General features: G+C 63.0%; 23 protein-coding genes. 13 read left to right on the forward strand and 10 right to left on the reverse strand.

Annotation, left to right across the window (positions count from 1 at the left end; genetic code table 11):
• The first annotated feature begins 281 nt into the window (after positions 1-281).
• The 7 genes from ATY02_RS04055 (at position 282) to ATY02_RS04085 (ending at position 8,141) form a co-directional block, all read left to right on the forward strand.
• Complete coding sequence (locus ATY02_RS04055; RefSeq protein WP_068577000.1) at positions 282-1,418, forward strand: ABC transporter substrate-binding protein; 1,137 nt, start codon at positions 282-284, stop codon at positions 1,416-1,418.
• Between the two features lie 161 nt (positions 1,419-1,579).
• A complete protein-coding gene (locus ATY02_RS04060) occupies positions 1,580-2,494 on the forward strand; it encodes an ABC transporter permease subunit (protein WP_058433480.1) in 915 nt (304 codons plus the stop codon).
• A gap of 2 nt (positions 2,495-2,496) precedes the next feature.
• The gene (gene livM, locus ATY02_RS04065) at positions 2,497-3,792 is read left to right on the forward strand and encodes a high-affinity branched-chain amino acid ABC transporter permease LivM (RefSeq protein WP_068577002.1); all 1,296 of its coding nucleotides are present in this window, start codon (positions 2,497-2,499) and stop codon (positions 3,790-3,792) included.
• Positions 3,789-4,661: an ATP-binding cassette domain-containing protein gene (locus ATY02_RS04070; RefSeq protein ID WP_068577006.1), complete on the forward strand. Its 873-nt coding sequence runs from the start codon at positions 3,789-3,791 to the stop codon at positions 4,659-4,661. The genes livM and ATY02_RS04070 overlap by 4 nt, the downstream gene beginning before the upstream one ends.
• Positions 4,658-5,374 (forward strand): ABC transporter ATP-binding protein, encoded by a 717-nt coding sequence (locus ATY02_RS04075; protein ID WP_068577007.1) that lies wholly within the window; start codon positions 4,658-4,660, stop codon positions 5,372-5,374. The genes ATY02_RS04070 and ATY02_RS04075 overlap by 4 nt, the downstream gene beginning before the upstream one ends.
• Before the next feature lie 816 nt (positions 5,375-6,190).
• Complete coding sequence (locus ATY02_RS04080) at positions 6,191-6,958, forward strand: SDR family oxidoreductase (RefSeq protein WP_068577009.1); 768 nt, start codon at positions 6,191-6,193, stop codon at positions 6,956-6,958.
• Positions 6,959-7,235: 277 nt separating this feature from the next.
• Entirely contained in the window at positions 7,236-8,141 is a 906-nt protein-coding gene (locus ATY02_RS04085) for a cation diffusion facilitator family transporter (RefSeq protein WP_068577011.1), read from the forward strand.
• A 25-nt stretch (positions 8,142-8,166) separates the two neighbouring features.
• On the opposite strand, the gene ATY02_RS04090 is transcribed toward ATY02_RS04085, so the two are convergent.
• The 7 genes from ATY02_RS04090 to ATY02_RS04120 all read right to left on the reverse strand — a co-directional run bounded on the left by ATY02_RS04090 (position 8,167) and on the right by ATY02_RS04120 (position 13,456).
• Positions 8,167-9,306, reverse strand: a complete 1,140-nt coding sequence (locus ATY02_RS04090) for an AGE family epimerase/isomerase (RefSeq protein WP_068577013.1) — start codon at positions 9,304-9,306, stop codon at positions 8,167-8,169.
• A 113-nt stretch (positions 9,307-9,419) separates the two neighbouring features.
• Positions 9,420-9,992 (reverse strand): HupE/UreJ family protein, encoded by a 573-nt coding sequence (locus ATY02_RS04095; RefSeq protein WP_068577015.1) that lies wholly within the window; start codon positions 9,990-9,992, stop codon positions 9,420-9,422.
• Between the two features lie 36 nt (positions 9,993-10,028).
• Complete coding sequence (ureG, locus tag ATY02_RS04100; RefSeq protein ID WP_068577017.1) at positions 10,029-10,643, reverse strand: urease accessory protein UreG; 615 nt, start codon at positions 10,641-10,643, stop codon at positions 10,029-10,031.
• 23 nt (positions 10,644-10,666) lie between these two features.
• Complete coding sequence (locus ATY02_RS04105; protein WP_068577019.1) at positions 10,667-11,341, reverse strand: urease accessory protein UreF; 675 nt, start codon at positions 11,339-11,341, stop codon at positions 10,667-10,669.
• On the reverse strand, positions 11,338-11,838 hold the full coding sequence (gene ureE, locus ATY02_RS04110; protein ID WP_068577021.1) for an urease accessory protein UreE: 501 nt from the start codon (positions 11,836-11,838) through the stop codon (positions 11,338-11,340). Before ureE ends, ATY02_RS04105 begins: the two co-directional genes overlap by 4 nt.
• Positions 11,839-12,108: 270 nt before the next feature.
• On the reverse strand, positions 12,109-12,741 hold the full coding sequence (locus ATY02_RS04115; RefSeq protein WP_068577024.1) for a TetR family transcriptional regulator: 633 nt from the start codon (positions 12,739-12,741) through the stop codon (positions 12,109-12,111).
• Positions 12,742-12,904: 163 nt separating this feature from the next.
• A complete protein-coding gene (locus tag ATY02_RS04120; protein WP_068577026.1) occupies positions 12,905-13,456 on the reverse strand; it encodes a hypothetical protein in 552 nt (183 codons plus the stop codon).
• Between the two features lie 384 nt (positions 13,457-13,840).
• Here ATY02_RS04120 and ATY02_RS04125 point away from each other — a divergent pair, with 384 nt between their 5' ends.
• A complete protein-coding gene (locus ATY02_RS04125) occupies positions 13,841-15,916 on the forward strand; it encodes an AsmA family protein (RefSeq protein WP_068577028.1) in 2,076 nt (691 codons plus the stop codon).
• Between the two features lie 54 nt (positions 15,917-15,970).
• On the opposite strand, the gene ATY02_RS04130 is transcribed toward ATY02_RS04125, so the two are convergent.
• Positions 15,971-16,501, reverse strand: a complete 531-nt coding sequence (locus ATY02_RS04130) for a ferritin-like domain-containing protein (protein WP_068577030.1) — start codon at positions 16,499-16,501, stop codon at positions 15,971-15,973.
• A gap of 123 nt (positions 16,502-16,624) precedes the next feature.
• The gene (locus ATY02_RS04135) at positions 16,625-17,536 is read right to left on the reverse strand and encodes a LysR substrate-binding domain-containing protein (RefSeq protein ID WP_068577032.1); all 912 of its coding nucleotides are present in this window, start codon (positions 17,534-17,536) and stop codon (positions 16,625-16,627) included.
• Positions 17,537-17,673: 137 nt separating this feature from the next.
• On the opposite strand from ATY02_RS04135, the gene ATY02_RS04140 reads away from it, so the two are divergent.
• The 3 genes from ATY02_RS04140 to ATY02_RS04150 all read left to right on the forward strand — a co-directional run bounded on the left by ATY02_RS04140 (position 17,674) and on the right by ATY02_RS04150 (position 19,627).
• Positions 17,674-18,312, forward strand: a complete 639-nt coding sequence (locus tag ATY02_RS04140) for an FMN-dependent NADH-azoreductase (protein ID WP_068577034.1) — start codon at positions 17,674-17,676, stop codon at positions 18,310-18,312.
• Positions 18,313-18,321: 9 nt separating this feature from the next.
• Complete coding sequence (locus ATY02_RS04145) at positions 18,322-18,627, forward strand: DMT family transporter (protein WP_068577036.1); 306 nt, start codon at positions 18,322-18,324, stop codon at positions 18,625-18,627.
• Positions 18,628-18,736: 109 nt separating this feature from the next.
• Positions 18,737-19,627 (forward strand): esterase/lipase family protein, encoded by an 891-nt coding sequence (locus tag ATY02_RS04150; protein WP_068577037.1) that lies wholly within the window; start codon positions 18,737-18,739, stop codon positions 19,625-19,627.
• A 17-nt stretch (positions 19,628-19,644) separates the two neighbouring features.
• Here the strand turns inward: ATY02_RS04150 and ATY02_RS04155 are convergent, their stop codons facing one another.
• The gene (locus tag ATY02_RS04155; RefSeq protein WP_068577039.1) at positions 19,645-20,532 is read right to left on the reverse strand and encodes a DMT family transporter; all 888 of its coding nucleotides are present in this window, start codon (positions 20,530-20,532) and stop codon (positions 19,645-19,647) included.
• 96 nt (positions 20,533-20,628) lie between these two features.
• Here ATY02_RS04155 and ATY02_RS04160 point away from each other — a divergent pair, with 96 nt between their 5' ends.
• Together ATY02_RS04160 and ATY02_RS04165 are read left to right on the forward strand one after the other, a co-directional pair.
• Positions 20,629-21,417, forward strand: a complete 789-nt coding sequence (locus ATY02_RS04160) for an AraC family transcriptional regulator (protein ID WP_068577042.1) — start codon at positions 20,629-20,631, stop codon at positions 21,415-21,417.
• 71 nt (positions 21,418-21,488) lie between these two features.
• The gene (locus ATY02_RS04165; protein WP_068577044.1) at positions 21,489-21,788 is read left to right on the forward strand and encodes a PsiF family protein; all 300 of its coding nucleotides are present in this window, start codon (positions 21,489-21,491) and stop codon (positions 21,786-21,788) included.
• The last annotated feature ends 23 nt before the right edge of the window (positions 21,789-21,811 follow it).

Below are 21,811 nucleotides of genomic sequence, written 5' to 3' on the forward strand. Positions count from 1 at the left end.
ACGGGTGTGCAGTTCGGTGACGCGGGCTGTTACAAGAGGGTTGCACGTTGAATTGTGTCGCGGTTGCAATGATGGCACTCATGGGTTGTACCCATTGAAATACAAGGTTTCACCTTCCGCGGTTTAGACGGTTGCACGCCCAATGAAAATGGGCTCGAAACAGTCGAAATAACAATAAGACAGCGACTTTTTTAAGAATAAAAAACCACTGGCACGGCGCTTGCTCTGAGCATTGATGTGAAGTCGCAGTGCCAACTAAAAAAACCTTGGAGCATCACCTCATGTCCCAGACGTTTTACAAGAAAGGCTTTCTGGCCCTCGCAGTGGCAACTGCGCTGGGTGTTTCTGCGTTTGCTCAAGCCGACCTGAAGATCGGCGTAGCGGGTCCCATGACAGGCGCCAATGCGGCTTTCGGCGAGCAGTACATGAAGGGTGCACAGGCAGCGGCTGACGAAATCAACGCCAAGGGCGGGGTCAACGGCGAGAAGATCGTCCTGGTCAAGGGCGACGACGCCTGCGAGCCGAAACAGGCGGTCGCAGTGGCCAACCGCCTGGTGGACCAGGACAAGGTGGCTGGCGTGGTCGGGCACTTCTGCTCCTCCTCGACCATCCCGGCTTCCGAGGTGTACAGCGATGCCGGGGTGATTGCCATCACTCCCGGCTCCACCAACCCCCAGGTCACCGAGCGCGGCCTGTCGGCGATGTTCCGCATGTGCGGGCGTGACGACCAGCAAGGCGTGGTCGCCGGCGACTACATTATCGATGTGCTCAAGGGCAAGAAGGTCGCGGTACTGCACGACAAGGACACCTACGGCCAGGGCCTGGCCGATGCGACCAAGGCGCAGTTGACCAAGCGCGGCGTGACCCCGGTGCTGTATGAGGGCCTGACTCGGGGCGAGAAGGACTTCAGTGCCGTGGTCACCAAGATCCGCGCCGCCGGTGCCGATGTGGTGTATTTCGGCGGCCTGCATCCCGAGGCCGGCCCGCTGGTGCGCCAACTGCGCGAGCAGGGCCTGAAGGATGTGAAGTTCATGTCCGACGACGGCATCGTCACCGACGAGCTGGTGACCACCGCCGGTGGCCCGCAGTACGTCGATGGCGTGTACATGACCTTCGGCGCCGACCCACGCCTGCTGCCTGACAGCAAGGCCGTGGTGGACGCCTTCCGCAAGGCCGGTACCGAGCCCGAGGGCTACACCCTGTATGCCTACGCCTCGATCCAGGCCCTGGCCGCCGGCTTCAATGGCGCCAAGTCCAACAAGGGCGAGGACGCTGCCAAGTGGCTCAAGGCCAACCCGGTGAAAACCGTGATGGGCGAGAAGGCCTGGGACGCCAAGGGCGACCTGAAGATCTCCGACTACGTGGTCTATCAGTGGGACAAGGACGGCAAATACCACCAGCTGGAAAAACAGAAGTGACATGAGTCCGCGCGGACCGATACCGGCCCCTGGTATCGGTCCGTACTCGTGCAGTACTTGCCTTTTCTCGTAGAGCTGCACAACGGACGTGTTGCGCGGACCGGTGATCCCTGTCCGGCGTTGACGCCCTGTGCCGTCTCTCAAGTCCGTGAGATTGCGTTATGGATGGTATTTTCCTGCAGCAACTGATCAATGGACTGACCCTCGGGTCCGTCTACGGTCTGATCGCCATCGGCTACACAATGGTCTATGGCATCATCGGCATGATCAACTTCGCCCACGGCGAGGTGTACATGATTTCCGCCTACCTCGCGGCAATCAGCCTGGCCCTGCTGGCCTATTTCGGCATCGAATCCTTCCCGCTACTCATCCTCGGCACCCTGATCTTCACCGTCGTGGTGACGGGGATCTACGGCTGGGTCATCGAGCGTGTCGCCTACAAACCCCTGCGCAACTCCACCCGCCTGGCACCGCTGATCAGTGCCATCGGCATCTCGCTGATCCTGCAGAACTACGCGCAAATCAGCCAGGGCGCCAAGCAACAGGGCGTGCCTACCCTGCTGGCCGGGGCCTGGAAGGTCGACATTGGTAGCGGTTTCGTGCAGCTGACCTACACCAAGATCTTCATCCTGGTGGCGGCATTCGCCGGCATGGCGCTGCTGACCTACATCATCAAGTACACCAAGCTCGGACGCATGTGCCGGGCCACCCAGCAAGACCGCAAGATGGCCTCGATCCTGGGGATCAACACCGACCGGGTGATTTCCTACGTGTTCGTCATCGGCGCCGCCATGGCGGCCCTGGCCGGGGTGCTGATCACCATGAACTACGGCACCTTCGACTTCTATGCCGGCTTCGTCATCGGGATCAAGGCCTTCACGGCAGCGGTACTCGGCGGCATCGGCTCGCTGCCCGGGGCGATGCTCGGCGGGATCATCCTCGGCATCTCCGAGTCGCTGTTCTCCGGCTTGATCAACTCCGACTACAAAGACGTGTTCAGCTTCTCGCTGCTGGTGCTGATCCTGATCTTCCGTCCCCAAGGCCTGCTGGGTCGCCCACTCGTGGCGAAGGTGTAAGTATGTCTGCTGCCAATAAACCGATCGACATCAAGAAGAGCGTCATCGACGCCGTGCTCGCCGGGCTGATCTCGCTGATCGTGTTCGGCCCCATCGTGGGCGTGGTGCTCGATGGCTACAGTTTCAACCTGGAACCGACCCGGGTCGCCTGGCTGGTGGCCATCGTCATGGCCGGTCGCCTGGCCCTGAGCCTGTTCCTGCAGACCCCGAAGGGCTTGAAGATCCTCCAGGGTTTCGAAAGCACCGGCTCAGGCGTGCATGTGCTGGCGCCGGACTACAAGTCGCGGCTGCGCTGGATCATCCCGGCGCTGATCGTGATCGCCATCGTCTTTCCGTTCTTCGCCAACAAGTACCTGCTGACCGTGGTCATCCTCGGGCTGATCTACGTGCTGCTGGGCCTGGGGCTGAACATCGTGGTGGGCCTGGCCGGGTTGCTGGACCTGGGTTATGTGGCGTTCTATGCCATTGGCGCCTATGGCCTGGCCCTGGGCTACCAGTACCTGGGCCTGGGCTTCTGGACCGTGCTGCCCCTGGCGGCGATCGCCGCGGCGCTGGCGGGATGCATATTGGGCTTCCCGGTGTTGCGCATGCACGGCGACTACCTGGCCATTGTCACCCTCGGGTTCGGCGAGATCATTCGCCTGGTGCTCAATAACTGGCTGTCCTTCACCGGCGGCCCCAACGGCATGCCGGTGCCCTCGCCGACGTTCATGGGCCTGGAGTTCGGGCGCAAGGCCAAGGACGGCGGAGTGCCATTCCATGAGTTCTTTGGCCTGGAATACAACCCCAACCTGAAGTTCCTGTTTATCTACATCGTGCTGTTCCTGGTGGTGCTGCTGGTGCTCTACATCAAGCACCGGCTGACCCGCATGCCAGTAGGCCGAGCCTGGGAGGCCCTGCGCGAAGACGAGATCGCCTGCCGCGCCATGGGGCTGAACCATGTACTGGTGAAACTCTCGGCCTTTACCCTCGGTGCCTCCACCGCGGGCCTGGCCGGGGTGTTCTTCGCCAGCTACCAGGGCTTCGTCAACCCGTCGTCCTTCACCTTCTTCGAGTCGGCGCTGATCCTCGCCATTGTGGTACTGGGGGGCATGGGCTCCACCGTGGGCGTGGTGATCGCCGCGTTCGTACTGACCGTGGCGCCTGAACTGCTGCGCAGTTTCTCCGAGTATCGGGTGCTGCTGTTTGGCATCCTCATGGTGTTGATGATGATCTGGCGGCCGCGCGGCTTGATCCGCATCAGCCGTACCGGGGTGACTCCGCGCAAAGGTGTTTTGACCCCAAGGAGCGCGCCATGAGCGAATACATTCTTTCGGTCGAGAATCTGATGATGCACTTCGGTGGCATCAAGGCCCTCAGCGACGTCAGCCTCAAGGTCAAGCGCAATTCGATCTTCGCTCTGATCGGCCCCAACGGTGCGGGCAAGACCACGGTGTTCAACTGCCTGACCGGTTTCTACAAGGCTTCCGGCGGGCGTATCGAGCTCAATACCCGGGGCCAGCAGACCAACGTCATCAAGCTGTTGGGCGAGTCGTTCCGAGCCAGTGACTTCGTGTCGCCGAAAAGCTTTTCCAGCCGCCTCTACTACAAGATGTTCGGCGGTACCCACCTGGTGAACCGGGCCGGCCTGGCGCGGACTTTCCAGAACATTCGCCTGTTCAAGGAAATGTCGGTGGTGGAGAACCTGCTGGTGGCCCAGCACATGTGGGTCAACCGCAACCTGTTGGCGGGCATCCTCAATACCCGGGGCTACCGCAAGGCGGAAAGCGATGCCCTGGACCAGGCCTTCTACTGGCTGGAAGTGGTGGACCTGGTGGACTGCGCCAACCGCCTGGCTGGCGAGCTCTCCTATGGCCAGCAGCGCCGATTGGAGATCGCCCGGGCCATGTGTACCCGGCCGCAGATCATCTGCCTCGACGAGCCGGCTGCCGGCCTCAACCCGCAGGAGACCGAAGCCTTGAGTGCGATGATCCGGCTGCTGCGCGATGAGCACGACCTGACCGTGGTGCTGATCGAGCACGACATGGGCATGGTCATGAGCATTTCCGACCACATCGTGGTGCTGGATCACGGCAACGTGATCGCCGAAGGCGGGCCGGAGGCGATCCGCAACGATCCGAAGGTCATCGCTGCCTACCTGGGTGCCGACGAAGAGGAGCTGGCATGACTCAACCTATCCTCGAACTCAAGGACCTGGACGTGTACTACGGGCCGATCCAGGCGCTGAAGAAAGTCTCGCTGCATATCGACGAAGGAGAAACCGTGAGCCTGATCGGCTCCAACGGCGCCGGCAAATCGACCCTCTTGATGTCGATCTTCGGCCAGCCTCGGGCCGAATCCGGGCAGATTCTGTACCGCGGCGTGGATATCACCCACAAGTCGTCCCACTACATCGCCTCCAACGGTATTGCCCAGTCTCCGGAAGGGCGCCGGGTGTTCCCCGACATGACCGTGGAGGAAAACCTGCTGATGGGCACCATCCCCATCGGCGACAAGTACGCGAACGAGGACATGCAGCGCATGTTCGAGTTGTTCCCCAGGCTCAAGGAACGGCGCAACCAGCGGGCCATGACCATGTCCGGCGGTGAGCAGCAGATGCTGGCCATCGCCCGGGCCTTGATGAGCCGGCCCAAGTTGCTGTTGCTGGATGAACCGAGCCTGGGCCTGGCGCCGATCGTGGTGAAGCAGATCTTCGCCACCCTGCGTGAGCTGGCGGCCAGCGGCATGACCATCTTCCTGGTGGAGCAGAATGCCAACCATGCCCTCAAGCTGTCCGACCGCGCTTACGTGATGGTCAACGGCGAGATCCGCCTGAGCGGTAGTGGCAAGGAACTGCTGGTCAACGAGGAGGTGCGCAACGCCTACCTGGGCGGTCACTGATCCCATTGTGGATAAAAGGGCCCCGCCGATTCGCACCGGCGGGGCCTTTTTTATCCACACCCGCAGCTTCAGGTTCATTTTGGGGCCTGGCCGCGCAATGGCTGCCGATTTGCGTCCGACAATTGTGGAAAACCTCTTGGGCAAGTTGCCAAAACGCCGCATGAAGAGGCTGCAAACAGTTGTTTTTTCACTGTTTTGACTTGTCCCCGTTTGTTGTGGAGCGGGCTGTGGGTAACGTGGGAGTAGCTGGCTGAAAGCCTTGAAACACGTGGCTTTCAAGGTGCTGGGTGTTTTTTGATCAGCTATTTCTGGCGATCTTGAGAACGACTTTGTCAACCTTTTTATTGTCGCAGCGAGGTGTCTAGGGTGCCTTGTATAAGCCTGTGGATAAGTCTGTGATTAAACTCTGGAAAGAACTCCCGGGACAGCGTCGTTGCTGGCCTCTGGCCTTCTGGAGTTTGACCGCTCGGTCATCTTTTCCGGTCGCGGCTGCATGGAGTGTTTGCCCAGGTCAAGCGAAAAACTTTGCATTTGTCGGCGCAGGCCTTGTGGATCGCGGCTTTGGGTATTTGGCAGTTGCCCCCAAAGACTGTGGACCGGCCTGTGGATAAGGTGCGTGCACTTGGCTGCAGGCCACGTGGGTAGCGGTTTTGCGGCTATTGGGCGTTTTTTGTACAGGTCCTGCGGCTCTTTTGGGTGTCGCTCGCACGGATAGTCGGCAGATGAACGGTCCGGTTGCTGCCCGGGGCCGGCCCGGGCATGCTGCGAAACGTTTTTTTATTGAAATGGCGGCCCGCCCCCAGCAAGGAGAACACCATGACTTCCACTCTGTTCATCACAGGCGCGACTTCCGGTTTTGGCGAGGCCTGTGCCCGGCGCTTTGCCGAGGCCGGCTGGTCGCTGGTGCTGACCGGTCGTCGCCAGGATCGCCTCGATGCCCTATGCGCGGAGCTCTCCAAGCAGACCGAGGTCCATGGCCTGGTGCTCGACGTACGGGATCGCAAGGCCATGGAGGATGCCATCGCCAACCTGCCCCCATCCTTTGCCAAGCTGCGCGGGTTGATCAATAACGCTGGCCTGGCCCTGGGGGCGGACCCTGCGCCCAAGTGTGAGCTGGACGACTGGGACACCATGGTCGACACCAACATCAAGGGCCTGATGTACAGCACTCGCCTGCTGCTGCCACGGCTGATCGCCCATGGTCGCGGTGCCGGAATCATCAACCTGGGCTCCGTCGCCGGTAACTATCCCTACCCCGGCAGCCACGTGTATGGCGGCACCAAGGCCTTCGTCAAGCAGTTCTCCCTGAGCCTGCGCTGCGACCTGCAGGGCACCGGCGTGCGGGTGACCAATATCGAGCCTGGCCTGTGCGAAAGCGAGTTCTCGCTGGTGCGCTTTGGCGGTGACCAGGCCCGTTATGACGCCACCTACGCCGGCGCCGAGCCAATCCAGCCCGAGGACATCGCCGAGACCATCTTCTGGGTCATGAACACTCCGGCCCACGTCAACATCAACAGCCTGGAACTGATGCCGGTCAGCCAGTCCTGGGCCGGTTTCGCCATCGACCGCAACGCCAAGGCCTGACCTGTCACGGCGCAGTTTCGCGGGCAGTGCACTGCACTCCTGTAGCCGCTGCTGAGCTGGCGAAGCTGCGCCAAGGTCCGCAGGGCCTTCCATGACGCTCATGATCATGCCCCTGCGATCGGACCAACCGCTTCGCAGGGGGGGGCCGGTCGCACTCGGAAATACATAGGCTGATTCGTTTCAGCTTGCCGAAGCCGAAGCACGCTAGAATTCCTCCCCTAAATTTGTATTGCCGCAGCAATAGAGGCGGTGTTTGCCAAGTTCCGTGGGAGGAATCGTGAGTAACCGAGGTGAGCAGGCTCTGCTCAAGCAATCGACCGTACTGATGTTCGCCGTGGCGATCGCCGGTATCGTCACGGGTTTTGTTTCTGGTGCCCAATCCATCCTGTTCGATGGTTTCTTTTCCCTGATCGCGACCTTCATCAAGGTGCTGATGTTGATCACCGCCAGGCTGATTACCAAGCCGGGCAACGAGCGTTTCCAGTTCGGTTTCTGGCACCTGGAGCCCATGGTGCTGTTGATCGAGGGCAGCTTCCTGCTACTGATCGCCATCTACGCCTTTCTCAACGGCGTGTTCGGCATTATCAACGGCGGCCGTGAGATCGAGCTGGGCCTGGTGATCGTCTATGCCGCGGTGTTCACCGTGGTGGAGTTCGCCTACTTCTTCTACGTGCGCCATCGCAACCGCAAGCTCAAGTCGTCGCTGATCCAGTTCGACAACATCAGCTGGCTGGTGGACGCCATGCTCTCGGTGGGGCTGCTGGTGAGCTTCGTCAGTGCCTTGCTGCTCAAGCACTATGGCCATGGCCAATGGGCGGTGTATGTCGACCCGATGATCCTGATCGTGCTGGCCCTGAGCATGCTGGCGCCGGCCCTGAAGATCCTGCGCCCGGCCCTGCGCGAGGTTCTGGGTATCGCGCCCGACCAGCTGGACGAGACGGTACGCACAGTGATGGAGCAGGCCAAGGCCACCCATGGTTTCGAGGACTACGTCAGCTATGTGCAGAAGCACGGACGGGCGCGCTTCATCGAAATCCACGTGGTATTGCCAGCCGATTACCCGCTACGCGATGTGGCGACCCTGGACCGCATGCGCGAGGACATCTCCAGCCAACTGGGAGGGGCCGATAGCGCGCGCTGGCTGACCATCAGCTTCACCGGGGATCGCAAGTGGATTGCCTGAGTGGTCCCCATGCCAGGCAGGGGCTTCAGCCGAAGTAGCCGGCCAGCCCCTGATAACAGGTGGCCAGGTGATAAGGCGTGGTCGAGGGCATGTCCCGGCGGCTGACCGCGCCACCTGCATCCAGGCACTCATGCCAACCACCGGCATGCAGGAACTTGCCTTGCAGCGCCTGCAGCTGGCGCTCCAGGGCGGTTTGGCCATCGGGGCGCAAGGTCAGGGCTCGCAGGTACTCGGCCTGGGCCCAGATACGCTGGGTGGCATCCTTGGGGGCGGCCTGGGGCGGTAGTTCGAGCATGGCGCACACGGCGCCGCTCTGCGGATCGACCCCCATCTGCTCGGTAAAGGCGAACGCCCGTTCCAGGGAGGTTTGCAGCGCCGTTTCACGCAGCAGCGGTGACGAGGCGAGCAGGAAGTACCACTCGAACTGATGCCCCGGCTCGAACCAGTTATCCACAGTGCCCAGCGGCTTTTCCATCATCACACCATGCTGCGGATCGATGAAGCACCGTTGCATGCCCTGGCACAGCTCGAGCAAGGCTTCCTGCACTGCCTGGTCATCCCGGGCGGCGAGGGTGGCGAGGAAGGCCTCGGCCAGGTGCATCAATGGATTCTGCAGTGGGCCCGAGCCCAGGGAAGACCAGTCCTCGTCGAGACTGGCCTCGTAGAGGCCATCGTCCCGGGCAAAACGCCGGGCCACCACTGCCAGGGCGGCGTCGAGCGCCGATTCCACCAGGGGCTCGCGGACCTTGGCCCAATAGTGGGCACAGGCGAACACGATGAACGCGTGGGTATAGAGATCCTTGCGACGATCCAGTGGTGCCCCTTGCGGGTCGATGCTGTAGAACCAGCCGCCGTGCTCGGCATCATGGAAATGCCGCTGCAAGGAACGGAACAGCGCCGCGGCGCGCTCCTGGGCGAAGGGGGCGGCGGCATCGCCGATCAGTTGGGAAAATACGTACAACTGCCGGGCGCAGGCCATGGCCCGATAGCGTTGGGGCGGCAAGGGACGATGTTCGGCATCCAGCGCTTCGAAAGGCAACGCCAGCTGCGGATTCCAGCCCGGGCCCTGCCACAGGGGCACGATCACCTGCTGGAAGTGCTGCTGCACGGATTGGAACAGCGCATTGGCGTCGGGCGAGGAGGCGGGGTGGGATACATCGGGCATTGGCTGGCGTCGTCACGGCAGGTTTGAATGCGCGACATGTTAGCAGAGAAGGCCACCCCGATTGCCTCCTGCGTCGCAGCCGCTCGCTCCGGCTGGCGCAGGAGGAGGGCCGGTCAGCCTGCCAGCAGCCATACACCGGCTGCGGCAGAGAGCGCGCCGGCGATGCGTACCAATGGCGCGGCAGCCTGGGGCAATGCCCGAACCACGGCATAGCCCACTGCGTGCAGGGCTGCGGTGGCGGCAACGAACCCGGCAGCATAGGCCCAGGGGCTGGACATCTCCGGCAGCTCAAGGCCATGGGCTACGCCGTGGAACAAGGCGAACAGCGCGGTGGCGGCCACCGCCAGCGCCAGCGGCGGGCGTACGGCGAGGGCGACCGCCAGGCCCAGGGCCAGCACCGAAGCCGCGATTCCACTCTCCAGGGCGGGCAGGTCCAGGCCGGCGAAGCCCAGCAGGCCTCCGATCAGCATGGTGGCGACGAAGGTGCAGGGCAGTGCCCAGCGTGCCGCTCCCTGCTGTTGGGCGGCCCACAGGCCGACGGCGAGCATCGCCAGCAGGTGGTCGAGGCCGCCGATGGGATGGCCAATGCCGGCCATCAGGCCGTTGTCGCCGTGCCCGGGGTGGGCCAGGGCCAGGGTGGGAGCCAGCAACAGGGCCAGGGCCGCGAGAATGCGTTGGAGGGTCATGGGGCGCTTTCCTTTTCGAGTATCGAGTGGGTGGAGTCAGGCGGCGGTCAGCAGGCCCTGGCGTTCGATGAAGGCGATGATGTCCGCCAGGCCCTGGCCGGTTTTCTGGTTGCTGAAGACGAATGGCTTGCCGCCACGCATGCGCTGGGTATCGCTGTTCATCATGTCCAGGGATGCGCCGACCAGCGGCGCCAGGTCGATCTTGTTGATCACCAGCAGGTCGGACTTGCAGATTCCCGGGCCGCCCTTGCGCGGCAGCTTGTCGCCGGCCGAAACATCGATGACGTAGATGGTCAGGTCCGAGAGTTCCGGGCTGAAGGTGGCCGAGAGGTTATCGCCGCCGGACTCCACCAGGATCAGGTCCAGCCCCGGGAAGCGGCGGTTCAACTGATCCACGGCCTCCAGGTTGATCGATGCGTCCTCGCGAATGGCGGTGTGTGGGCAGCCGCCGGTTTCCACGCCGATGATGCGCTCCGGGGCCAGGGCCTGGTTGCGCACCAGGAAATCGGCGTCTTCGCGGGTATAGATATCGTTAGTCACCACCGCCAGGTTGTAGCGCTCACGCAGGGCCAGGCACAGGGCCAGGGTCAGGGCCGTCTTGCCGGAGCCCACCGGGCCGCCGATTCCAACGCGCAAAGGTTGTGTGTTCATGTGATTCTCCAAGATGACAGGCCCTAGGAACGAAACAGGCGGCTGTACTGGCGCTCATGGGCCATGCTCGCCAGGGACAGGCCGAAGGCGGCGCTGCCGTAGTGATCGGGGTCGAGGCTGGCGGCCTGCCGCTGGGCCTGCTGCAGCAGTGGTAGCAATTCACTGGTCAGGCGCTGGGCGGCTTGCTGGCCCAGGGGCAGGGTCTTCATCAGCACCGCCAACTGGTTTTCCAGCCAGCTCCACAGCCAGGCAGCCAGGGCATCGTCAGGCGCGATGTGCCAGGCACGGGCGGCCAGGGCCCAGCCCAGGGCCAGGTGTGGCTCGTCCAGCTGCGCCAGCAGGCGCCGGGCGTCGGCATCCAGCTCCGGCAGGCCTTCGAGCAGTTGCTTGAGGGAGTAGCCCATCTGCCGACTTTCCAGATACAGCTCGCGGGTTTCGCGGCTGGCGCGATGCTCCTCGCAGAGTTGCTGCAGGCGCTCCCAATCCTGCGCATCGGCGGCCCGACAGTGGGCCAGCAGCAAAGGCGCTTCGAAGCGCGCCAGGTTGAGCAGTAGCTGATCGCCGATCCAGCGTCGGGCGCTGTCCGGATCGCGGACCTGTCGCTGTTCCACGGCCATCTCCAGCCCCTGGGAATAGCTGTAGCCACCGATGGGCAGTTGAGGGCTGGCCAGGCGCAGCAGGGCCCATGCCGGATTCACGGGCGGATGCCGAACTGATGCAGGCGCGGCGGGTAGTTGAAGTCTGCATCGCCGTGATGCGAGTGGTGGTGCCCGCCGCCATAGGCGCCATGCTCTGGCTGGAAGGGCGCCTCGAGGGGAGTGGCGTTGGCGCCCAGCTGTTCGAGCATGGCCTTGAGCACGTAGTCATCCAGCAGCCGCAACCAGCCATCGCCCACTTGCAGGGCGACATGGCGATTCCCCAGGTGGTAGGCCGCGCGCGTCAGCTCGAAGGCATTGTGGCAGGTGACGTGGAGCAGGGTTTCGGCAAGGGCGCAGACCTTGACGATGCGTCCGTCCTCGGCGACCAGGAACTCGCCATCATGCAAGGGTGGTTGGCCACGCTCCAGGAACAGGCCGACATCTTCACCCGTGGCACTGAAGCAGCGCAGGCGACTTTTGCTACGCGCCTCGTAGGTCAGGTGCAGTTCGGCGGACCAGGTGGCCTGGGGGGCGGTTCGGCGGTGGATCACCAGCATCGGAAGGCTTCCAGCTATGAGCGATGCACAAGCCAGAGCAAGGGCCTTGCCAATCGCTCGGAGAAAAGGAAAACCCCTGGAACTGCGCCTGAAAAAGGGGCAAAACCTTGTTTTGTCTTGTTACAAATTAATGCGTCGAGCTGATTTATAGCACTGACTTGGTGCGCTGCAAATGTTTTTGCGGCAATCCGGTGCCGATCTTGCGGGCAGGCGAAAAGGCCCGTTCCAGAGCGGGGAGCATTCGTTTGGCGACGTTGCCGGGGTGGGGCGTTACTCGGTGCTGCCCAAGCCGTTCCAGTGCTTGAGCCCGATGAAGATGAAGCGCAGTTGCTGGGTCATCTTCGCTTGGGGCGTGAGGTGTTCAGGCAAGGCCTGGGGCGGCGGATCGATGATGTCCGGCAGCGTGGCGAACACGCTCTTGACCACCAGGTCGGCCATGACGCTGAGGTCGGCGGCATCGAGGTGTTGCAGCTTGGGCATCAGGCCCAGGTCGGCGGACAGGTCCGAGCTGATGTTTTCCCGCAGGCTGGCGATGGCTTGGCGTACCGGCAGCGAGCCGCCGTATTGCTCGCGGGCGAGAAACAGGAATTGCACGCGCTTGGCTTCCACTACATCGAGAAAGATCCGTACCGAGGCGTCGATGATGCCGCCCATGACGAATTCGTTATGGCGGACCAGGCGGATGGTTTCACGGAAGGTCTGGCCCACTTCGCTGACCAGTTCCAGGCCCAGCTGGTCCATATCGCTGAAGTGTCGGTAGAACCCGGTGGGGACGATGCCGGCGGCTTTCGCCACTTCCCGCAGGCTCAGGCTGCCGAAGCCTCGGCCACCTTCCATCAAATGCCTGGCGGCATCCATCAGGGCATTGCGGGTCTGTTGCTTCTGTTCGGCACGGGGCAGCATCGGCGAGGAAATTCTTTGCTCGGGGGAGAGCGGGGCACTCTAGCAAATCAACTTTGCCGGAGTCGAACTGGCGTCGAGCCAGGGCAGGCAAGGGCTGAGTCAGCCTCTTGAAAAGTCAAAAGCCCGATCCAGGGACCGGGCTTTTTTCTGGGCCACCATGGCCTCAGCTCGCAGCTTGATGACGTTCGGCCAGGCGATCGGCACCGCCTTCGGCAACGGTCTGGCCTTGTGGGGTACGGCTGTAGCCATCTTCGACCAGGCCTTTTTCTTCCAGGCGATCACGGCCACCTTCGGCAACGGTCTGGCCCTGTGGGGTGCGGCTGTAGCCATCTTCGACCAGGCCTTTTTCTTCCAGGCGATCACGGCCGCCTTCGGCAACGGTCTGGCCTTGTGGGGTGCGGCTGTAGCCATCTTCGACCAGGCCTTTCTCTTCCAGGCGATCACGGCCGCCTTCAGCTACGTTTTGACCTTGAGGGGTGCGGTCGTAGCCATCTTCGGCAACGTTCTGGCCCTGTGGAGTGCGGTCATAGCCATCGGCTGCGACTTTGTCGTTGCGTTCGATCAGGCGATCCGAGCCACCTTCGGCCAGGGTCTGGGTGAACACGCTGCTGTGGCTGGCCTGGATTTGCGGAGTCGCTTGTTCAGCGGCAGGCAGGGCAAAGGCGTTGGCGGCGAGGATCGATAAGGTCAAGCTTAAAAGGATGTGGCGTTTCATGATCGGTTGCTCCGTGGGAGGGCGAAAAATTGGGTACGGAGCTAATGTTACCGCCACAAAATCGATATAAAAGTTCATAAACACAATGATGATAATCAACAGAATTGATTGTTTGCCTCTGAGGCTCTAGCCCGGGCTTCTTCGCTGGCGGGGTCTTGCACTGGAGTGGGTAGTTTCGACTCACTGGTGCGCCAGAGAGGGGCAAAAGTCGGTAACACATGGTTGTCCGAATGGTCAGCAATCGATGCTTTTTCTCCTGTTCGGGCGTTTCGATTAAACCTGGGCAGGGTTTGTCAGTCGTAGTTTCACGGCCACCGGTTTTCCAGTGGCGTTTCACCTATGCGTCGTGGTTGGGCGCTCAGTTGTCATCAGGAGCCTCGTGCAATGACGCGCACTCGTAAAATTCTCTTTTGGATCGTCACCGGCCTGATCCTGCTACTGGCAGGGCTGGTGCTGGTCATCGCGTTCTTCGACTGGAACCGGGTCAAGCCCATCATCAATGACAAGGTGTCCCAGGAGCTGCACCGACCGTTCGCGATCAATGGCGATTTGTCGGTGGCCTGGCAGCGCGAACCCGACGAGGGCGGCTGGCGGGCGTGGATACCCTGGCCCCATGTCGTGGCCCAGGACTTGTCCCTGGGCAACCCGGACTGGTCCAAGGCCCCGCAGATGGTCAGCCTCAAGCGGGTTGAACTGCGAATCTCGCCCCTGGCACTGCTGGTGCAGCAGGTGAGCATCCCGCGTATCGATCTCACCGAGCCGGAAGTCGCCCTGCAGCGGCTGGCGGATGGACGCGCCAACTGGACCTTCAAGTTCGATCCGCAGGAGCCCGATGCCGAGCCCTCCAAGTGGAGCGTGGATATCGGCGCCATTGGTTTCGACAAGGGCCATGTGACCCTGGATGACCAGAACCTCAAGACCCGCCTGGACCTGCAAGTGGAGCTGCTCGGCCAGCCCATTGCGTTCAGCGATATCGTCGGCGAGAGCGAAGCCAAGCGAGTGGCCGAGCAAGGAGGGGAACCCCAGGCCTATGCCTTTGCCCTCAAGGTCAAGGGCCAGTACCACGGGCAGAAGCTCGCTGGCAGCGGCAAGATCGGTGGCCTGCTGGCGCTCAAGGATGCCAGCAAGCCCTTCCCGCTCCAGGCCCAGGCGCAGATCGGTGATTCACGCATCGAGCTGCGCGGCAGCCTGACCGATCCCTTGAATCTCGGCGCCCTGGACCTGCGCCTGAAGTTGGTAGGCTCCAGCCTGGGCAACCTTTATCCGTTGACTGGGGTGACCTTGCCCGATTCGCCGCCGTACTCCACCGATGGGCGCCTGACCGCCAAACTGCACGACCCGGCAGGTGCGGCCTTCAGCTACAAGGATTTCAACGGCAAGATCGGTGAGAGCGACATCCACGGCAGCCTGGCCTACGTGGCCAGCCAGCCGCGGCCCAAGCTCAGTGGTGCACTGGTTTCCAATCAACTGTTGTTCAGTGACCTGGCTCCGCTGATCGGTGCCGACTCCAATGCCAAGCAGAAGGCCCGGGGAGGCGAAAGCAAGCAGCCGACGGACAGGGTGTTGCCGGTCGAGGAGTTCCGTACCGAGCGCTGGCGCGATATGGACGCCGATGTGGAATTCACCGGCAAGCGTATCGTCCACAGCGCCGAACTGCCCTTCACCGACCTCTACACGCACCTGGTGCTCAATGACGGCCAGCTCAGCCTCGAACCCCTGCGCTTCGGTGTCGCCGGTGGCAAGCTCGATGCCCAGATACGACTCAACGGCCATGCCACCCCGCTGGAGGGGCGGGCTCGGTTGACGGCTCGCAACTTCAAGCTCAAGCAGTTGTTCCCCACCTTCGAACCCATGAAGACCAGCTTCGGCGAACTCAACGGCGACGCCGATATCGCCGGGCGCGGCAACTCGGTGGCGGCCCTGCTGGGCAGTGCCAATGGCGACCTGAAGATGCTGATCAACGATGGCGCCATCAGCCGCAGCCTGATGGAGATCGCCGGGCTCAACGTCGGCAACTATGTGGTTGGCAAGCTGTTTGGCGACAAGGAAGTGAAGATCAATTGTGCCGCTGCCGACTTTGGCATCAAGACCGGCCTGGCCACCTCGCGGCTGTTCGTCTTCGATACCGAGAACGCCATCATCTACATCGATGGCACCGCCAACATGGCCACCGAGCAACTGGACCTGACCATTACCCCCGAATCCAAGGGGCTGCGCCTGTTCTCCCTGCGTTCGCCGCTCTATGTCCAGGGCAAGTTCATCAAGCCCAGCGCCGGGGTCAAGGCCGTGCCATTGGTATTGCGTGGTGCGGGGATGGTGGCGCTGGGGGTGATCGCGGGCCCGGCGGCGGGGCTGCTGGCCCTGGTGGCGCCAAGCAACGACGAGCCCAACCAGTGCGCGCCGCTGTTGCAACAAATGCGTTCGGGCAAGGCCCCGGCCACGGTCAAACCGAGCAAGTAGGCCGAGGATGAGGCTCCCGCCCCTGCTGCTGGCGCTGGCAGGGACGGAGAGGGCCTACAGGTCCTGGAGGATATCCGCCATGTCGTCGGCGTGCTCTTCTTCCTGGGCCAGGATCTCCTCGAACAAGCGGCGGGTGGTGGGGTCCTTGTCCCCGATGTACTGGATGATCTCGCGGTAGCTGTCGATGGCGATCCGCTCGGCCACCAGGTCCTCGTAGACCATTTCCTTGAGGGTGTTGCCCGCCACGTACTGGGCGTGGGAGTGGCGGGACAGCAGGTCGGGGTCGAACTCCGGCGCGCCACCGAGCTGGACGATGCGCTCGGCCAGCTTGTCGGCGTGCTCGGCTTCCTGGGTCGCATGTTCGAGGAATTCACTGGCCGCCACGCTGGCCTTGAGGCCGTTGGCCATGAAGTGATGGCGCTTGTAGCGCAAGACGCAGACCAGCTCGGTGGCCAGCGACTCATTGAGCAGGCGCAGTATCTCTTCGCGATCGGCGTTGTAGCCCTCGGTCACGGCGCCGTTTTCCACATGGCTGCGCGCCCGTTTGCGCAAGGTATTCACATCGGACAAATGCATCTCGCTCATCTCGATCTCCTGGGGGCTGATCCGTTTTGCGCCAGGCTCTGGTGGCCTGGTCGCTACCTAGGGTGTGAGTGGCGGGCGCGGTAAAAAGTTTTATCGGATCTGCCGGCGGGCAAGGGGATGGGCTCAACTGCGTGCCAGCGGCGGGTGTCCGGCATGCAGCGCTTGGTGCTGCAACCAGTGAAGGAACGCTCGTACCGGCGGGTGGCGTTCGCGTCCGGGGACGCACAGAGCGCTGTAGCCGGCGCCACCGACCTGGATTTCTGGCCGGTAGGCCTGCAACAGGCCACTGGCGACGCTTTGCGATACCAGGATGTTGCTCGCCAGTACCAGGCCCTGGCCAGCGATGGCGGCCTGCAGGGCGTACTGCTCCTCGTCATAGGAGCGCACCAGCGACTGTTCGTCGAACCAGTTTTCCCCGGCCTGGGCACACCAGGCCTGCCAGCCATCGGCATACAGCGTGGAGTTGCGCCAGTGCACGCTGATCAGGGTCGGCCGCTCGTGCCGGGCCAGGGCGACCTGTTGTGGCGCGCCATAGACCGCGAAGCGTTCGTCGAACAGGCACAGGCCATGAAGGTTCAGGTAGCCGTCCAGGCTGTAGCGGATCGCCACGTCGATGCTGGCGTCCTGCTGCAGGTCCACCACTTCGCACTGGGTATCCAGGCGCAGGTTGATACCGGGGTGCTGGGCGTAGAAATGCCCCAGGCGCGGGACCAGCCACAGGGCGGCAAACGCCGCGGTGGTGGATACCGTCAACTGTGCGTTGTCGGGCTTGGGGCGCAGCGTGTCGACACTTTGCGCCACGTCCAGCAGGGCGCTGTGCAGGCTATGGAACAGGCGCTCGCCGGCCGCCGTCAGGCGTACCTGGCGTGGCAGGCGCTCGAACAGCGGTACGCCCAGCCAGTGTTCCAGGCTGCGGATCTGATGGGACACCGCCGTGGGCGTCACCGACAGGTCATCGGCGGCCTCCTTGAAGCTCGACAAGCGCGCGGCGGACTCGAAGGTACGCAGCGAGGTCAGGGGCAGATGGGCAAACATGGGACGCTCCATGGATGATATGAATTCATCTGTATCAACTTAAATTCGTTTGTTGAGACTGTGTGCTGGCCCTAGCTTTAGCGCGAAACAGAGGCGGTATCAAGGCCGCCTAGGTTATTCGCCAGGAGAGAGGTCAGATGAGTAAAGTTCTTGCAATTCATGGCAGTCCGCGGGGGGAGCGTTCCCATAGCCGGCGCTTGGCCGACACCTTCCTGGAGGCCTGGCAGCGCGCCAACCCCCAAGGCCAATTGACCCGTCGCGAAGTCGGGCGCGGGTCGTTGCCCCATGTCAGCGAGGCATTCATTGCGGCGGCGTTTTATCCACAGCCCGAGGCCCGCCCGCTGTCGATGCAGGCCGACCTGGCCTTGAGCGACGAACTGGTGGACGAGTTGCTCGGCCACCAGCGGCTGGTGATCTCGGCTCCGATGCATAACTTCAGCGTTCCCAGCGGCATCAAGGCCTGGGTCGACCACATCGTGCGCCTGGGGCTGACCTTCAACACCCAGCTGGACAACGGCGTGGCCCATTATCAGCCGCTGGTACACGGCAAGAAGGTGCTGGTCATCACCAGCCGTGGCGGTGGTGGCTTTGGGCCGGGAGGCGAGCACGAAGCGATGAACCACGCCGACCGCTGGCTGCGCACGGCCCTGGGCTTCATTGGCATCGAGGATGTCACGGTGATCGCCGCCGAAGGCGAGGAGTCGCTGCCCGAGCGTTTCCAGCAATCCTGCGCCGAGGCCCAGCAGCAGTTGCTGGCCCTGGCCCGGCACTTCTGAGGAGAGACCATGGCCTGGGTATTCCTGTTATTGGCCGCGGCCTTCGAAGTCACCTTCGCCATGGGCATGAAGTACGCCGAGGGTTTTACCCGGCCCTGGCCTTCGGTGGTGACGGTGGTGGCGGCCATCGCCGGCATCTACTTCCTGACCCTGGCCATGCGCGAGCTGCCGGTCAGCGTGGCTTACCCGATCTGGACCGCCATCGGCTCCCTGGGCACGGTGCTGTTGGGGTGCTTGCTGCTGGGAGAGAGCCTGTCGGCGGTCAAGCTGGTGTCGGTGGCTTTGATTGTGGCCGGGGTGATCGGGCTCAAGTAGGCCAGTCCTTGTCATATCGCCGTCGCCGGACTGTCACAAGGACTGACGGCGGCCTTGGTTATGGTCTAGTTTTCAGCCTGGCCCATCGCCCTGCACAAGGATGTTCCGCATGTCCCAAGAGCTTGCCACGCGTTATCCCCTGGTCCTGGTGCCCGGCATGCTCGGATTTGTCCGCTTGCTGCTGTACCCCTACTGGTACGGGATCATTCCGGCGTTGCGCGGTGGTGGCGCCCAGGTCTTTGCGGTGCAGGTTTCGCCGCTCAATTCCAGTGAAGTGCGCGGCGAACAATTGTTGTTGCAGATCCAGCAAATCATGGCGCGGACCGGTGCTTCACGGGTCAACCTGATCGGCCATAGCCAGGGGGCGCTCACCGCTCGCTACGCAGCGGCCAGGCAGCCGCAGTGGGTGGCCTCGGTGACTTCGGTGGCCGGCCCCAATCATGGCTCCGAACTGGCGGATTACCTGCAGCGGCACTCGCCTGCCCATAGCCTGCGCGGGCGCATGCTGAGCAGGTTGTTGCGAGGGCTATCGGCGCTGATGACGCTGCTTGAGACCGGCTACCGCGGACCGAAGCTGCCCGCAGACATCCATGCCTCGCACCAGTCGCTGACAAGCGAGGGCGTGGCGCTGTTCAACCGCCAGTATCCCCAGGGCCTGCCGCCGGCCTGGGGCGGCCAGGGGGCCGCGGAAGTGGATGGTGTGCGCTACTACTCCTGGTCCGGCACCCTGCAACCGGGGAGGACCAATCGCGGTTGGAACCTGCTCGACGGCTCCAGCCGCAGTTGTCGCCTGTTCGCTCGGACCTTCGTACGTGAGGCCGGGCAGTGCGATGGCATGGTCGGGCGCTACAGCTCGCACCTGGGCCTGGTGATCGGCGACGACTACCCGTTGGATCACTTCGACATCGTCAACCAATCCCTGGGGCTGGTGGGCAAAGGTGCCGAACCGATCCGCCTGTTCGTCGAGCACGCCCGGCGCCTCAAGGCTGCCGGGCTCTGAGTGGTCGCGCAGGTGCTTCAGGCCTCGCACGCTCGCCGCCCCAGTACCTGGGTCCAGCGCTCCGACAGCAGCACCCCGCCCAGGGTCAGGACCCCTCCCACCAGGTGGAACCAGGCCAACTGCTCGTGCAGTACCACGGCGGCGATCAATGCGGTGATCAAGGGCAGCAGGTTGAAGAACAACGTGGTCCGGCTCGGTCCCAGGCGCACCACCGCCTGCATCCAGGCCAGTGGCGCGAGCACCGAGGCCAGCAGGCAGGCATAGAGCACCAGCGGAATGTTCTGCGCAGTCAGGCCTGCCTTCGGCGATGCCAGGAACAGCGGCAGCAGTACCAGCACGGCCACCAGTACCTGCAGGTACAACAGCAGCAGGGGCGGCAGGCGCAACTGCCATTTCTTCAGCAGGGTGCTGTAGACCGCATAGGCCAGGGTAGCGACCAGCATCATCGCGTCCCCCAGGTTGAGCCCGTGTTGCAACAGCGTGGCCAGGCTGCCGGACGACACCACCACCAGCACGCCGGCGAAGGACAGTACCGCTCCCACCAGGGCTCCGGCAGTCAGGCGCTGGCCCAGGGCAGCAATGGCCATGGCCAGGGACATCAGCGGCATCAGCGAAAGGATGATGCCCATGTTGGTGGCCGAGGTCAGCGCTGCGGCGAAGTAGGCCAGGCTCTGGTACACCGCCATGCCCAGCACCCCGAGAACGAAGATTCGTCCCAGATTGGGACGGATCACCGACCAGTGGCGGCGCAGCGGCCCGAGCATGAAGGGGGTGAACAGCAGGCCCGCCAGCAGCCAGCGGTAGAAACCGATCTCCGCTGGAAAGATCGCGCCTACGGCGAGTTTGTTGATGACGGTATTGCCGGCCCAGATGAAGACGGCCAGTAATGGATAAGCGTATTGCATGGGAACAGCCAGGAAGTTGGTGAGGGCTGATTATCCTCTTGTCCGGATCAAGGCCTATACTGCGAACCGGACAACCCGCCCCTGCATCCGGACAGCATGAGTAAAAAACACATCGACCTGCTGGATTTCCACGGCCTGCCCGCGCCGGTGTATTTCCGCTATGCCGACTTCGCCGCCCACAGCCACGCCCTGGAGCACCGTCATCCCTGGGGTTGCCTGGAATACTCGGCCCACGGTGTGATGCACATGGAGATCGCCGGCCGGCGCTTCATGTCGCCGCCGCAGTACGCCGTCTGGGTGCCGCCGCACACCGCCCACAGTTTCTACACCAGCCAGCCGATCAACTACCGGGCGGTACTGCTGGCGCCGGAGCTGTGCCGCGATCTGCCACAACAGGGCTGTACCCTGAGCATCAGCGAGATTCTCAAGGCGATCCTCAAGGACTTCGCCGCGCGGGATGTACAGATCCCCGAGGGCGAAGCCGACCAGCGCCTGGCCCAGGTGCTGCTGGACCAGTTGCGCCAGGCCCCGGTGCATACCTGCTACCTGCCCTACGCCAGCAGCCCCGACCTGCTGCGGGTGCTCCAGGCGCTGCAGGCCGAGCCCGGCAACGACCAACCTCTGGCCCACTGGGCGCAACAAGCCCATGTCAGCGAGCGAACCCTGGCCCGGCAGTTCGTCCGCGAGTTGGGCATGAGTTTTGGGCAATGGCGCCAGCGCCAGCGCTTCCTCGCCTCGATCCAGGCCCTGGAGAGTACGCGCAGCGTCCAGGAGATTGCCTTCGACATGGGCTACAGCACGGCCTCGGCGTTCATCGCCATGTTCCAGCGCCAGGCCGGTTGCACTCCCGAGCAGTACCGTCGGGCCGGCCTGCAGAACAGGTGAAGGTGTAACAGGCTTTGTCTACACTGCGCTGGAGGCCGTGCCCTTCGGTGCGGTGACAAGGAGAAAACTCCATGAAGATGCTGCGTATTCCTTTGCTGATGGTCGGCCTGCTGCTCTGCTCCCAGGGTTTTGCCGCCACCGCCCAGCAGAACAAGATGACCACCTGCAATGCCGAGGCCACGACCAAGAGCCTCAAGGGCGACGAGCGCAAGGCCTTCATGAGCACCTGCCTCAAGGCTGCCCCGGCCGCTGCCGCGACGCCTTCCACGCCTCAGGAAAGAATGAAGACCTGCAACGCCGACGCCACGGCCAAGACGCTCAAGGGTGATGCACGCAAGGCGTTCATGAGCGATTGCCTGAAGAAAAAGTAAGCACGGATCGATAGGGGCAGGGT

The sequence above is a fragment of the Pseudomonas sp. BIOMIG1BAC genome (assembly GCF_001705995.2).
In the GTDB taxonomy this organism is placed as follows: domain Bacteria; phylum Pseudomonadota; class Gammaproteobacteria; order Pseudomonadales; family Pseudomonadaceae; genus Aquipseudomonas; species Aquipseudomonas sessilinigenes.